The 15,807-nt window shown below is 41.6% G+C and carries 9 protein-coding genes; 3 read left to right on the top strand and 6 right to left on the bottom strand.

Translation table 11 applies throughout. The annotated features are described in order from the left end of the window. The first annotated feature begins 7 nt into the window (after window positions 1–7). Window positions 8–2,317 (top strand): beta-glucosidase BglX, encoded by a 2,310-nt coding sequence (gene bglX, locus KFO40_RS01975; protein WP_211146032.1) that lies wholly within the window; start codon window positions 8–10, stop codon window positions 2,315–2,317. A gap of 48 nt (window positions 2,318–2,365) precedes the next feature. After that, window positions 2,366–3,739, top strand: coding sequence for a glucoamylase family protein (locus tag KFO40_RS01980; protein ID WP_008024291.1), 1,374 nt, complete (start codon window positions 2,366–2,368; stop codon window positions 3,737–3,739). Window positions 3,740–3,766: 27 nt separating this feature from the next. On the opposite strand, the gene KFO40_RS01985 is transcribed toward KFO40_RS01980, so the two are convergent. The 3 genes from KFO40_RS01985 to KFO40_RS01995 form a co-directional block, all read right to left on the bottom strand. Beyond that, window positions 3,767–6,328 carry an outer membrane beta-barrel family protein gene (locus tag KFO40_RS01985; RefSeq protein ID WP_087317121.1) on the bottom strand — a complete coding sequence of 854 codons (2,562 nt, stop codon included), beginning with the start codon at window positions 6,326–6,328 and terminating at the stop codon, window positions 3,767–3,769. A 301-nt stretch (window positions 6,329–6,629) separates the two neighbouring features. Continuing rightward, window positions 6,630–7,079, bottom strand: a complete 450-nt coding sequence (locus tag KFO40_RS01990) for a hypothetical protein (protein WP_049701699.1) — start codon at window positions 7,077–7,079, stop codon at window positions 6,630–6,632. A 1,475-nt stretch (window positions 7,080–8,554) separates the two neighbouring features. Next, complete coding sequence (locus KFO40_RS01995) at window positions 8,555–10,129, bottom strand: ATP-binding protein (RefSeq protein ID WP_004313876.1); 1,575 nt, start codon at window positions 10,127–10,129, stop codon at window positions 8,555–8,557. Window positions 10,130–10,319: 190 nt separating this feature from the next. Here KFO40_RS01995 and KFO40_RS02000 point away from each other — a divergent pair, with 190 nt between their 5' ends. Further along, on the top strand, window positions 10,320–11,873 hold the full coding sequence (locus KFO40_RS02000; RefSeq protein WP_087318173.1) for an ATP-binding protein: 1,554 nt from the start codon (window positions 10,320–10,322) through the stop codon (window positions 11,871–11,873). Window positions 11,874–11,921: 48 nt separating this feature from the next. Here KFO40_RS02000 and KFO40_RS02005 read toward each other — a convergent pair whose 3' ends face one another. From KFO40_RS02005 to KFO40_RS02015, 3 genes are all read right to left on the bottom strand, one after another. Then, a complete protein-coding gene (locus KFO40_RS02005; protein ID WP_211146033.1) occupies window positions 11,922–12,770 on the bottom strand; it encodes a DNA/RNA non-specific endonuclease in 849 nt (282 codons plus the stop codon). 127 nt (window positions 12,771–12,897) lie between these two features. After that, window positions 12,898–14,931 carry a DUF6359 domain-containing protein gene (locus KFO40_RS02010; RefSeq protein WP_229037498.1) on the bottom strand — a complete coding sequence of 678 codons (2,034 nt, stop codon included), beginning with the start codon at window positions 14,929–14,931 and terminating at the stop codon, window positions 12,898–12,900. A gap of 20 nt (window positions 14,932–14,951) precedes the next feature. Continuing rightward, a complete protein-coding gene (locus tag KFO40_RS02015) occupies window positions 14,952–15,794 on the bottom strand; it encodes a DUF5689 domain-containing protein (RefSeq protein ID WP_004313872.1) in 843 nt (280 codons plus the stop codon). Between the last annotated feature and the right edge of the window lie 13 nt (window positions 15,795–15,807).

Genomic DNA, 15,807 nt, shown 5'->3' on the forward strand with positions numbered 1-15,807 from the left:
TAATAATATGATATACAAAAAGTTAAGCCTATCCGTCCTGTTGTTTGCCGCAGGTTTTCTAACCGCGTCGGCACAAAAGTCGCCACAGGATATGGATCGTTTCATCGACGTATTGATGAATAAAATGACGCTGGAAGAAAAAATCGGACAGTTAAACCTTCCCGTCACCGGAGAGATCACTACGGGACAAGCTAAAAGCAGCGACATCGCCGCAAAAATCAAGAAAGGCGAAGTGGGAGGATTGTTCAATCTGAAAGGAGTAGAGAAAATACGTGAAGTACAGAAACAAGCTGTGGAAGATTCCCGACTGGGTATTCCGTTATTGTTCGGGATGGACGTTATTCACGGATACGAAACGATGTTCCCTATCCCGCTCGGTTTGTCTTGCACCTGGGACATGACAGCCATTGAAGAGTCTGCCCGCATTGCAGCCGTAGAGGCAAGTGCTGATGGAATCTCATGGACTTTCAGCCCGATGGTGGATATTTCACGCGACCCTCGTTGGGGACGCGTATCCGAAGGTAGTGGCGAAGACCCGTTTCTCGGTGCCATGATTGCCGAAGCGATGGTACGCGGCTATCAGGGGAAAAACATGGAACGGAATGACGAAATCATGGCCTGCGTAAAACACTTTGCGCTATATGGGGCAGGTGAAGCCGGCCGCGACTATAACACCGTGGATATGAGCCGCCAACGAATGTTCAATGATTATATGCTGCCGTATGAAGCAGCCGTTGAAGCGGGTGTAGGCAGCGTGATGGCTTCTTTTAATGAAGTAGACGGTATTCCGGCCACTGCCAATAAATGGCTGATGACGGATATTCTCCGCGGACAATGGGGATTCAACGGTTTTGTAGTAACTGATTATACGGGCATTTCAGAAATGATCGACCATGGTATCGGCGATCTTCAGACAGTATCCGCCCGTGCCATCAACGCCGGAGTGGATATGGATATGGTAAGCGAGGGTTTTGTAGGGACACTGAAGAAATCCGTTCAGGAAGGAAAAGTCTCTATGGAAACATTGAATACGGCTTGCCGTCGTATTCTGGAAGCCAAATATAAACTGGGATTATTTGATAATCCTTATAAATATTGCGATCCGAAACGTCCGGCACGCGACATCTTTACCAAAGCGCATCGCGATGCAGCCCGCAGGATTGCAGCAGAAAGTTTCGTTCTTCTGAAGAATGACAGTCCCGACGGTAATCCGAACGGAAATCCGTTGTTGCCTTTCAACCCAAAAGGAAATATTGCAGTAATCGGTCCGTTGGCAAACAGCCGTAGCAATATGCCGGGTACATGGAGCGTAGCAGCTGTGCTCGACCGTTGCCCTTCTTTGGTAGAAGGATTGAAAGAGATGACAGCCGGAAAAGCGAATATCATGTACGCCAAAGGAAGTAATTTGATTAGTGATGCAAGTTACGAAGAACGGGCAACGATGTTCGGTCGTTCCCTGAACCGCGATAACCGCACCGACCAACAATTGTTGGATGAAGCGTTGAACGTAGCCCGCCGGTCGGATATCATCATCGCTGCCTTAGGCGAATCTTCCGAAATGAGTGGTGAAAGTAGCAGCCGCACGGATTTAAATATTCCCGACGTACAACAGAATCTGTTGAAAGAGCTTTTAAAGACAGGCAAACCGGTGGTACTGGTATTATTTACAGGCCGTCCGCTTACGTTGAGCTGGGAACAGGAACATGTACCCGCCATTCTGAATGTATGGTTTGGAGGTAGTGAAGCAGCTTATGCCATTGGCGACGCCCTCTTCGGCTATGTCAATCCGGGTGGTAAACTGACTATGACTTTCCCGAAGAACGTAGGCCAGATACCTCTTTATTATGCGCACAAGAATACCGGACGTCCTTTGAAAGAAGGTAAATGGTTTGAGAAATTCCGCAGTAACTATCTCGATGTGGATAATGATCCGCTTTATCCGTTCGGTTATGGTCTTTCTTATACAACTTTCTCTTACAGTGACATCGACTTGAGCCATTCCAGCATGGATATGACCGGATCATTGACCGCAGCAGTGGAAGTTACCAATACCGGAACATGGCCCGGCACGGAAGTGGTACAGCTTTATATCCGCGACGTTGTGGGTAGCAGTACCCGTCCCGTCAAAGAACTGAAAGGTTTCCAAAAGATATTCCTCGAACCGGGAGAAATGAAGATTGTCCGTTTCAAGATTGCTCCGGAAATGCTTCGATACTATAATTATGACTTGCAACTGGTTGCCGAACCGGGCGACTTTGAAGTGATGATCGGTACGAACAGCCGTGATGTGAAAACCGCGAAATTCACGTTAAACTAAACTTTTATCACCTTGATTATGAACGATAAATATAAAAGAATAATAGAAATGAGTGCACTTCCACTCATGTTACTATTTCTATCCGCCGTTGCCCTGACTTTCCAGAGCTGTAAAGGGAAAAGCAAAAGCAACAACCTTTCCGCAGCCACCGACTCGTTATCGGACGACGCCCTGATGGATACCGTCCAGCGACGGACTTTCCTCTATTTCTGGGAAGGTGCCGAGCCGAATAGCGGCTTAGCTCCCGAACGTTATCATGTAGACGGCGTTTATCCTGAAAACGATGCCAACGTAGTCACTTCCGGCGGCAGCGGCTTCGGCATCATGGCTATCCTTGCGGGAATCGACCGCGGTTACGTCACCCGCGAAGAGGGACTGGCACGAATGGAACGCATCGTTTCTTTCCTCGAAAAGGCAGACCGTTTCCACGGAGCCTACCCTCATTGGTGGTATGGTGATACGGGCAAGGTGAAACCATTCGGGCAAAAAGATAATGGGGGCGATCTGGTAGAGACCGCTTTCCTCATCCAAGGGCTGCTGGCCGTACACCAATATTACGTCAACGGAAACGAGAAAGAGAAAGCCCTCGCCCAACGTATCGACCAGATTTGGCGGGATGTCGACTGGAACTGGTATCGGCAAGGCGGGCAAAACGTTCTTTACTGGCATTGGAGTCCGACGTATGGCTGGGAAATGAATTTCCCTGTACACGGCTACAACGAATGTATGATTATGTATATTCTTGCCGCCGCTTCTCCTACACACGGAGTACCTGCGGCTGTCTATCATGACGGTTGGGCACAGAACGGAGCCATCGTTTCTCCGCATAAAGTGGAAGGAATCGAGTTGCACCTCCGCTATCAGGGCACCGAAGCCGGACCGCTTTTCTGGGCTCAATATTCTTTCCTCGGACTTGATCCGGTGGGACTGAAAGATGAATACTGCCCCAGCTACTTCCACGAAATGCGCAACCTGACACTGGTGAACCGTGCTTACTGCATCCGCAACCCTAAACATTACAAAGGTTTCGGACCGGATTGTTGGGGACTGACCGCCAGCTATTCCGTCGATGGATATGCGGCTCATTCGCCCAATGAGCAGGAGGACAAAGGAGTAATCTCCCCTACCGCCGCGCTTTCATCCATTGTCTATACACCGGAATATTCCATGCAAGTGATGCGCCATCTATATGGTATGGGAGATAAAGTGTTCGGTCCTTTCGGATTCTACGATGCTTTCAGCGAAACGGACAATTGGTATCCGCAACGTTATCTGGCTATCGACCAGGGTCCTATTGCTGTCATGATCGAAAACTACCGGAGCGGATTATTGTGGAAACTCTTCATGAGCCATCCCGACGTACAGGCCGGGTTAACCAAACTTGGTTTTAACACCAACAAGCAAGACGTGAGACAGAAATAAGAGGGAATCCCGGTGTGCGGAAGTGGTCTACTGACCACCTCCACCACCGGTGTTTCCACCTCCTCCGCCGCCACCTTTCACATCGTCATTGTCGATGCTTCGTGCGGCTTTCTTCACACTGGCTTTCAACTCACCAAGCCGATAGCTAATACTGAAACCGTAATACCGGCTCGGATATTTGCTCGAACTCTTCGAAATAAAGTTAGCTCCTTCTGTGTGGTTATTGTAAGTTCTGTATTTCTCCAGAACATTGCTGCAATAAATATTCAAAGAAAGACGTTCTTCTTTCAGGAAAGAACGGCTCAATCCCAAACTATAATAACTATATCCTGAACCTTTTCCCTGCAAACTGATTCGGGGTGTGCTACCTCCGCCGTTCAGGCTCAAACGTACTTTTCCCGGTAAGGTCTGCTGAATTCCTCCATAAGCAGAAGCATTCCATCCATAATTGTGCAACTCTTGGGCAGGACTCCGCAAATCGCTATAATTGCCACGTCCATTGACGTAAATTCTCGTTTTAGGAGAAGCGTTCCAGTTCAAATAAAAGTTCAATCCTGTTTCCCGGCTCTTTCCGATATTACCGTATGTGCTATACAGTGCACCGTAGGGAGCTTTATGCCCACCTTCAAAGATTTCTCCGTCTTTATCAGTAATCAAACGGCTGATTCTTTCAATTCCATTGTTATTGAAAGAATGACGCAAAGAAAGATTGATGTTGAACTTGGACGTAAAACTGCTGTAAGACAAGTCGAACGAATGACTCTTCTCACTCTTCAGGTTCGGATTTCCCTGATTGATAAACATCGGATTCTGATTATCGAAATAAGGATTCAAATTCCAGATACCCGGACGCCAGATACGCATATTATATCCACCACGCAAATTCTGCGTCTTTCCTAGTTTTATTCCCAAGGAAACGGAAGGAACCAGATCACTAAAATTCGAATCAAAGTTCTCGCCCGGACCGACCAGATACTTCACCTCTTGTATAGTTTGCTCATAACGTAATCCCGGTTTGAAAGTAAATCCCTTGTATTTCAGCGTATATCCGGCATAAGCAGAGAGAATATGATTCAAATGACGGTACTCGCTACTACGATTCTCATTATATGCATAGTTTTCACTTGCTCCCTCGGCTTCATAAAACCGATTATCACTGGAGTTACGTCGGAAAATATATTTGGCACCGGTTTCAATTGTATGCAGCTTTCCAATCGGAGTAGTATAGTCCACCTGGAAAGTCTGCTCCATCGTATTTGTCTTTCCGTCCGAATGGAAATTCTTTAATGACAATTCTTTGATGATATCCAGTTTATTCTCATCAGGCTCGATGTCCAGATAAGTATTATATGAATCATTCGTTTGGGGTTGGGAATTGATTTTATAAGAAAGCGTAATCATTCGTTCTTTATTCTTTCGGGAAGTACGCTGATAGTCTATATTTCCGTTGATAGAATACCATGACCCTTTTCCATGATTGTCGGTTCTATAACGGTACGCAAAATCCTGTCGGTCAGCTCCGTGCATAATCGTATTTCCGTCACTGTTACTTTTGTCACTGCTGCCGTACATTCCGAAAGCCACGGTCAGCAACCTCAACGTATCAATCTCGTAACTGGCTTCCAAATTGCCATACTGGAAATTCCCTTTCGACTTGGAGCTACTTTCCGATTCCAGGTATTTTTCATTCTCTTTATCCGGTTCGTAGTTTTCGCGGTAACTGTCGGAATAGCTGCGCGGGCTATTATTATAATTGTAGTTATAGTTGGCAGAAACAGTCAGTTTACCTTGTTTCACCATTGCGTAAGTGCCGGCACCTACTCCGTTATTATTAGCATTTCCTCTGAAAGTAGCCGTGTATCCTTCAAATCCGGAACCTACTGTGACGATATTCAGAATACCTCCGATACCTTCCGCATCATATTTAGCTCCCGGTGAAGTTATCACCTCAATATATTTGATCGTGTTTGCCGGCATACTTTTCAGTACTTCCTTCGGATTATTACTCATCATATTATTGGGCTTTCCATTTACATGTATCTTGAAACTGCTACTGCCGTTTACTTGTACATTGTCTTCTCCATCCACCGTTACCAAAGGCACTTTCCGAAGCATCTCCAATATACTGTTCGATTTTGAGTCCGGGTCATCTTCAATATTATATTCAATCTTATCCACATCTACCTTTACCAAAGGTTTTTGTGCAACTACCTCCACTCCTTTCAATACGTTATTGGCTTCCGAAGAAATCATTGTACCCAAGTCAACCTCCTTCACGGACGGTTTTAGAGTAAATTCCTTTACTATCGGCGCTTTACCAATCGAAGAAATAGTGATGATGTAATTGCCCGCAGCGACATTCAGTTTCTCCTGAAATTTACCATTCGCCCCAGTCACCGCCATCTTGACTGCTTTATCCGGAGCATTTTTCTTTGCTATTTTGATGGTAGCATACGGTTCTCCCTCTTGTGTTAAAGAATCAATAAGTACTCCTTTGACTGTATAAGAAGGAGCTGTGGATTTTTGTGCCCACCCCGCCACGGAGATAGCAAATACGAATAGAATTAGTAGTAACAGTCTGTGTTTCATGACTAGAAATATATTAGTTTATGTTTATTAGACGCAAGACATTCAAAAATGCTGCAAATTCGAGAGCCAAAAGTAGTTGGTTTATCTACACTTACGAATTTTTCGGAGTTAAGAATATAAAACGAATGGATAAAAAATCTTACTACAGTATATTTCTAGTATTTTTAAACATTTCTGTTTAGGGATATCTTTAAATATATCTATTCATGGGCATCTTTAAATTTTCTATTCAAGAGTACTTTTAGACATTTCCGCTCAACGGTATCGGTTATTCCTTATTTAAAAGAAGATAGAATGGTATTTACCGTCGTATCAACCATATCAGCCGCCTTAAGTGAGCGCAGATTCTTCCAACCCAGCAAGTACTAAAGTTCTCTTCATATTTCGTGAACACTTTCTCACAATCCCGAAGCCGGCTGTTTTGCCTTTTCATAGCTGTTTGTATCTCTTTCATTCGAGCTATTTGCTCTCTTTGATACAAGAGTTCTTTGTCTTGATAGCCAATAATTTCAGCATATAAGTTACAGATATTTGCTTTTTCAATACATAGGTCTTCCAATGTGTCGATATACTCGGCTGTAACTCGATCCTTATTCTGATGCAGGAATCCGATAAGGCTTTCTTCATCAACAGTGGTGATACCTTTCTCATACGACATCGGGAATCTTTTCATATCCGCCCAAAGCCAAATTACTTCTTTGTTGATTCCATACTTGGCCGCCGCTTCTTCTACGCTAATCCATTTTGGCATAATGCTTTTGTTTTAATGTGTTCCACAATAAAAATGGAGTATTATTTTGTTTATGTGGAGCAACGGGCATTCACGTTTTCTGTATTTCGGGCGGACGGGGAATTGTTTAGGTTAGACTTTTAGGGGTAATCATAACCGACCGGACACAAAAAAGACGTGAATGCTGTTGCACCATTATCTCCACTCGAGGTCTTAGCATACCCTATAGAAAGACAATGATAACAACAGACATCCACGCCAATCGTTTATATATAACACATCTCCAACGGATATGTTGATATAAAGCCGTTCGCGTGGAATATCTGTTGAATCATCTCTCCTCTATATGAAATTGCTAAGTTTCGAGTGGGAGAGACAATACATTACATATTCCATTTAGTAATATATACCGCTTTCTACTAATTTCATCACGCTGATGAGCAGAAACCGTATGACAAAGATATACATATTTTTTTAAATGTGGTGGAAATATGGAAATAAATGCTGGAAGTTATGTATATTCAACAAGCCGACTCAATTGTAATTCTTGGAGGATTTGGTTTAGCACAGCCATATCCCTAAAATTAGATTCATTCCTGCACTGATTTGAGCCGAAATATGATCTCACAATATTTCACTAAAGATTTAAAAAGTGAAAATTTGCTGTCATCTGTCACCTATTTGCATTTAAACATCTGATTATAAACGCACTATAATGTGACGGCAACCTGTGACAACACGGTGACAGCATCTTTGTTATCACCGAAGAAAGTTCTAAGTTAGTTTCTCTAACTTGAAACTTTAGTTTCAGCAATGAGAAACTAGAGTTTCAAACGTGCGACACTAGGGTTTCTAGTAAATGAAACTAGGGTTTCAAGGCTTGAAACTGAAGTTTCTAAGGCGGGAAAGCAAATACTTCCTTACGGCTAAGAAATATGAACGATGTAAGTTGTGATTCTTAAGAAAGAGAGAAGGAAAAGAAACGGTGACAGCAAAAGTGCTATCACCGTGTTGTCACACACCGCTGTCACATCATAATATATTTGTAATTAGACATTTAAACACAAACAGGTGACAGATGACAGCAAATTTTCACTTTTTAAATCTCTAGTAAAGTGTTGTGAGATTATATTTCAGCTCATTCCTACACGATTTTACTCATTTCCGTACCGTTTTGATTCTTTTCACCACAGAGGACACGGAGGACACAGAGGTTATAATTATCTATGAATTAGAACTTTGAAACCTCTGCGTCCTCCGTGTCCTCTGTGGTGAAACAGTTCATTTATGCACCGAAATAAATCTATTTTTAAGGATGTGATTGTCCTGAATCAAATCCCCCAATTTCCAGACTGCGCCAGCAAGCTCTCTCATACATAAAAATGAAAATCCTCTTTCAATCTATCACCACTCTGTAAATACAATGAATAAAGAGTTTCAGAACGATGGTGATAGGTTGAAAGAGGTATTGACAAAATCAATAGGGAGAGAAAGAATTATACTTCCTCTACAATTTTCCAATCACCAATACTTCTTGTCGCACTATCGAAGTTAACTCCTACTTTTACAACTTTCCGATGATCAGGCTGATAAGGAATAATATACCCCTTACTATTTATTTGCTCCAGTGCTTCCTCCGGAGTTCCATCTACCTTAAATTCAAAGACATAAATGGCATCTTGCATCTTTACTACCACGTCTGCCCGTCCGATTGCACTTTTCACCTCTGTATCTACATACTGCCCCATCAAACGGAACAACAAATAGAAAATTGTCTGATAATGTTTTTCCTGCTTATTTTCCAAATCATTGGGAATTGAAGCAAAGAAAGACCTTATTCTCTCCAGACATTCGGTCAGTTTTCCGGCACGCAAATCCTTGATAAAAGAGACTACATAAAAGGTATTCTCACGGGCAGGTAAATGCACATACGCGGGCATAAGAGATTCTATGAATCCTTTCCGCACTTCTTTGTTAGGATAAGCCAATGTGTAGAGTTGGAACTCCGGATCATATCCCTTGATGGTAAGATAGCCGCTTTGATAAAGTACAGGAAGAGGATCGGTAATAACACTCGTTGGCGCATCAAACTGTTCTGCAGTAGCCGTTGCACCATCCAATTCGCGAATATCAAAATTACTCTGCTGCAATATATTAATTAAAAAAGTAGGTGTCCCGGTAGAAAACCAGAAATTGGCATATTTCTTCTGTGCAAAAGCATTGAACAAACTGAATGGATTGTAAATGTCTTCGCAGTTCTCACTAAAATGATACCCGTCATACTGCTGCTTCAAATGCGTACAAGCCTCCTCGTAGGTTTCATTATTAGCCTGTGCCATCATTTCAATATCAGTTTTCAATTGTGTACGCAATTCCCGTTCGGTTATGCCACAGATAGCACTATAATCATCTCTCATGCTGATATTCTGCAAATTATTCAGTTCACTGAAAATACTCATTTGACTGAATTTGCTAATACCTGTCAGGAAAAGGAAACGAAGATATTCTCCTTGCGCTTTCAAGGGACTAAAGAATTTCCGCATTTCTTCTCGAAGTTCATTTTGCAGTTCCGGCAAATGGTTACTGTCTAATAAAGGAGCATCGTATTCGTCGATAAGTACTACTACCGGTTTGCCCGTCTGTTCATAAGCACGACGAATCACTCCCCGGAAACGTTCCGCAGGCGTACCTTCTACTTCTTCCTTTCCATAGAGTTTTTCCCAATCGTATAGGTTCAGATTCAACTGTCCCAAAAGGTCGGAAAGTGCTGTGTACTTTGTCATACTGAAATCAAGGTGCAACACCGGATAGACATTCCACTCTTTCTCCAAACGCTCCATTGCCAAACCTTGAAACAAGTCCTTCTTCCCCCGAAAATAAGCATCAAGAGTGGACACCAGCAAACTTTTTCCAAAACGACGGGGACGACTCAAAAAATAAACCTTATTGGTATTAGCCAAACGATAAATCAACTCCGTCTTATCTACATAAACGTTGTTATTATTGCGTAAGTCTTCAAAATTCTGTATCCCTATCGGGTATATTCTGAAAGTAGTATCAGTAGTATCCATAATGCCTATTCTTATAAAATTGAAATGTAGACAAATATAGGCATTAAAATATAGACTTCAAACAGTACGTACTGTTTTCTACACTCCATTCAGTTAAAAGCAACTATACTTATACTTTCCTCTTTTTAAAAGCAATGAAGTACCCGGAAATTTATTACCTTTGTGTAATTGATTTATAAAACCGGAGTATATGAGCACTAAAATTTATCCCATCGGCATACAGAATTTCGAAAAGATTCGTAATGACGGCTATTTATATATTGATAAAACGGCATTGATGTATCAAATGGTAAAAACCGGTAGTTACTATTTCTTAAGCCGCCCGCGCCGCTTCGGAAAGAGTCTGCTCATCTCTACTCTTGAAGCCTATTTTCAAGGAAAAAAAGAACTGTTTACAGGACTGGCTGTAGAAAGGTTGGAAAAGGATTGGATTAAATATCCGATACTACATCTGGACCTTAATATCGAAAAATATGATACGCCGGAAAGTCTGGATAATATACTCGAAAAATCGTTGACTGCATGGGAAAAGCTCTATGGTGCCGAGCCATCCGAACGCTCATTTTCTTTGCGTTTTGCCGGTATCATAGAACGCGCCTGCAAGCAGGCAGGACAACGCGTAGTTATTTTGGTAGATGAATACGACAAACCCATGTTACAAGCTATCGGCAATGAAGAGTTGCAAAAACAATTCCGGAATACCTTAAAACCATTCTATGGGGCACTCAAAACAATGGATGGCTATATAAAGTTCGCGTTCTTGACCGGCGTTACAAAGTTCGGCAAAGTCAGTGTGTTTAGCGACTTGAATAATTTGGATGACATCTCAATGCGAAAAGATTATATTGAAATCTGCGGTGTCAGCGATCAGGAGCTTCATGAAAACTTAGATATCGAACTTCATGAGTTTGCAGAGACGCAAAGTTTGTCGTATGACAAACTCTGTACAAAACTAAAAGAATATTATGATGGCTATCATTTTACACATAATTCTATCGGTATATATAATCCGTTTAGTCTGCTCAACGCTTTCAAATATAAAGAATTCGGCAGTTATTGGTTTGAGACGGGGACACCTACCTATCTGGTTAAGTTACTAAAAAAGCATCATTATGATCTGGAACGGATGGCACACGAAGAAACTGATGCACAAGTACTGAATAGCATCGACTCCGAATCAACCAACCCGATTCCAGTGATTTACCAAAGCGGATACCTCACCATTAAAGGATATGACGAACGTTTTGGCATATACCGTTTAGGTTTCCCCAACCGTGAAGTAGAAGAAGGATTCATTCGCTTTCTGCTTCCTTTTTACGCGAATGTGAATAAGGTGGAATCCCCATTTGAAGTTCAAAAATTCGTCCGTGAAGTAGAAACGGGAGATTATGATTCTTTCTTCCACCGCCTGCAGAGTTTCTTTGCCGATACGACTTACGAAGTAATCCGGGAGCAGGAACTACATTATGAGAACGTACTTTTCATCGTTTTCAAGCTGGTTGGCTTCTATACCAAGGTGGAATACCACACTAATGACGGGCGTATAGATCTCGTGCTACAGACAGAGAAGTTCATTTATATAATGGAATTCAAGCTAAACGGAACAGCAGAAGAGGCTTTGCAGCAAATTAATGACAAACGCTATGCGCTACCTTTCGAAGCGGATGGACGGAAACTATTCAAGATAGGGATTAACTTCAGTGAGAAAACCCGTAATATCGAAAAATGGGTAGTAGAATCCTGAAGTATACCCCGCCTTGACAAAGAGTCTGTTATTATTAACGTGGTGATCTTATTCCAATCCCGGCCACGCTTTTGTTGAATACGTAGCCTCAAGCGCATTTTCTAAATTATCATTCAGACTCGGGAAGAAATCGATTCCTGTCTTTTCCTCCAGTTCGTCTATTGATAATGCATAGTCAACTAACTTTGTTGATTTCGGAGAGTCGGTATGCTCCATCCAAAAAGCGATCGCTTTGAATGAATCTCCTTTTTTAAACAACAAAGCCATATAATAATATCTAGGAATGGGCTTGCTACGGTCGTTACTAATATATCCTCTGATCTGATCTTCCTTATCAATCGTTCCTCCTTTTACCACATATAAGGTATCTGAAGATGTGCAGCTACGTCCCCATGATTGCACCTGTCCCTCCAAAGTCAACCAAATACCTGTATTAAATTTATTTCGTTGAGGACTCATATTAGTGTAATAAAAAGTCTGTTCATTTACCTCACGCGAATAAAGTCTGTCGGCAGAAGCACAAAGATGCCCTCTATCATAACCTTGTTTCCCAAAATCTGCTTGCACACGTTGGTATTGTGAACCGATAGCAGGATCTGCATCAAAAGGCTCATCACTACGTGATACATTTTGTTGCTTTGTTTGATTGTCAAATCGAAAGGCAATCCAACGGGAATGTTTCTTACTCTTATCGTATTCCATACTGAAAGAAGTTACTTTCTGCCCATTGAATGTGGTGTAGTGTGTTACAAACACATCGTTTGCACCATTGCGTAAGGCTGGGAGTTCTACGATGCCGGTGGCGAAATTATTGGAGTTGTTATTTTCATCTTTATCACAAGCGCAAAAGCTTATGCACAACAGACTCAATAAAAGATACTTTTCTAAATATTTCATATTTCAATTCTTATGATAACCTACGATACATATCCCTATTTCCTGTATAAGAGGAAAAGAAAAAATATCTCAAAGAGAAAACTCAATTTCTCCTTTGAGATATTTTTGTTATACTAGTCTAATACTATCATTTCAGCTTGACACCAAAGACTGCACCACGTTCTTTGTCTGTCGAAAATTTAATCTTAGAATTAGCAGTGATGCCAATTAAAGTATATTCGTGATAGTCTGTATCAGTAACGGGCACAATTGTAAAAGCAGTTCCCGAACCTGAAAAGCCTGTATTCGCAATCAAACTCACCGTCTTTGAAGCCTCACCACCTTCAAAAGTACCTCCACCTACAATTTCTACAGTTAGACTTGTACCATTCTTACCACTCCAAGCAACAGAATAAAAAGATAATTTTGTTTTTACAGTCCCTAGAGCGTCAGATGTCCATGTTCCAGCAACGCCATTTTTTCCCAACTTTAAACTAGCAAATTCATTCACAGTACAATTATAATAGAAATCGACTTTAGAATCAGAAGTAGTAGGCATTGCTATATTACTTTCGTATGGATCCAGCTCTGGATCTGGTTCCGGATCTACTCCTCCACCGTCTACGATTCCACCATCTGTCGTTTTTAAACTAGCATCATCAACCAATAAATTTCCTCCAGGTTTCTTCGAGTTCATTACAAGCAAACATATCTTTTTCTGCTCTAATAAAGTAAATGTATAACTTTTAACCACCCAATCAGCATTAGTCAAATCATTGGCATAATCACCATACTTGTAATCATTTCCACCAATTACACCATCATCACCAATTGGTACATAACCTAAAGCTGCACTTGCTGTACTTCCTGCTGTTGCAGCTTTTAAATATGCACTAAAAGTATAAGTACCAGCCTTCAATGTCATTTCTGTACTGCCTAGGCGCTTATTACTTTGTGGGTCACCCTTTACCAAAACGGACGAAGCACCACTCCGTTTATCAGTAGACTGTTCAAGAGTCGCACTACTTGCTGTAGATGCAGACTTCCAACCTGTCGGATATCCATCTGCCCAGTTTTCAAATCCTCCATTAGTTAATAACTCTGTACCTTCTCCTGGGGTTTCTCCACCACCTTGGCCTTTTCCTGCTTGAATATCATCTAAACGATAGCTTAAAGCTTCTGTGCTACTTGTACTAGTATATTTGAATCCAACAAAACCCGTTTGTCCTGCATAACTATCCAACTTAGCTTCCAATGGCACCCATGTGTTATCAGTTGTAGGCATCCCATCAATTGTCAGCTTACTAGATTCCATCTTACCATTCACTAATTTCAAGAAGTAAACTTCCAAATTAGAATTAGCAGCTGCTGTTGCATAATTATAAACCGCACACTTGAAAGAGACAGTCTTATCTGCGATTTCATCAACCTTAAAAGCCGGAGTTACGAACCAACATTCAAAATTACTACCTGAAGCATTGTAAGAAGTAGCCTGAATATATTTATCTGTATTATTAAAGATTTTTCCTTGCCAACGTCTACCACCAGCAACAGCTACATTATACCAATTTGCCAAAAGATAATCGTTATTATTTACTGCATCATCAAAAGTAGCAGAGAATGAGTTCACAGGATTAGAATCATCCAGTCCGAGAGGATTATCCGGATCTGTTTCACCACTTCCACCAACATCTTTACCATCTAATGTCGCTGCAGTTGTACTCTTCACTCCTGGAAATCCATAGAATTTTTCCAATGAACCCTGGATAGCAAGAATATGTCCCAAATTAGTGGCATTTTCTGCAAGGTTTAATTTCGAATACAGCTCTGTTCCAGAACTTAATTGCACGCAAACACAATTCTTTACATTTGTCTCTGTTGCACTAGCAGCTATCAACAGATTATTTTTAGCTGTAAATGGTGCTGCAAATTTTGCACTTCCAGAAGGATCTTCGTAATTTTCTACAGTACCCACAATATATCCTTGCACCCAAGCAATTGTACCGTCTTGTTTCTGTTGTGCTGCTTCTATGCTATATGGATTTTCTTTCGTACCATCACCCGTCAATCCCGGAACATCACCTTCTCCCAATATATCATAAGGAGCCGGTACATCACTACATGAACTAAATGTGAACACCGCAAGCAGTGTCAAGAATAAAGCATTTAGAATCTTTTTCATAATTATATGTGTTAATTGAATTAATTATTTCGTTTGATATCGCTTAAAGTACGAACAACAACCTCCCACTGGTTATTGTAACGCAACAAAATACCTGTAATATTTACACTACCTTGCGGCATTACTTCCATTGAGAAGTTTGCATAAGCACTGGTATAAAGGAATAGATTACTTCCACTCTGCGTACCGTCAGCATAAGTGAAATAACGTTTTACTGAACCTTCATCTCCTGGAGCATAAGTCGCTGTTCCATCTGCTTCGGAAAGTTTTATATCTTTGAAAGTAACCAGTACCGGAGCTTCTTTCAAGTCTATAGCAGCAAGATCAGCTGGAGTAGTAATTTCAATCGGTGTCAGTTCTGGATAGTATAATTTAGGTTCATTAATCAGACGTACATGTTGTTTCCATACATATTCCGGCATACGGCCTACAGAATTATTATATACTGTTCCGATCTGTGCCTGTTTACGATAGCTACCTATCTGCAAACCCTTACAGTCGATTACCACTTTCTGTCCTACCGGGCAGAATGCATACAATCCGGTTGCATTAACACCAATAACGATAGCACCTGTCTCATCTGCTACCACCAGCTTCTTATATAAGTTCCCACTTTCGTCATCGCAGGTAATCACTCCTTCAATGCGCGTTTCACCTTCGATAGTGGTATAGGTATCTTTACTTGTATCAATGAAATCATTGTATTTCTCTTTCAGCGCAGCTATTGAAATGGTGCGTCCTTCCGGGATTGAATTATTGCCATAAGCATTTCCCGTCACCGGATCATCATAGTTCTCACAGGAAGTGAGACCTGCGCCACATAGCAGCAATCCGGTACATAATATAGATAGTAATTTCTTCATAATTGTTTCTTCC

This window comes from Bacteroides sp. 1001302B_160321_D4 (assembly GCF_015667765.1).
Taxonomy (GTDB): Bacteria; Bacteroidota; Bacteroidia; order Bacteroidales; family Bacteroidaceae; genus Bacteroides; species Bacteroides xylanisolvens.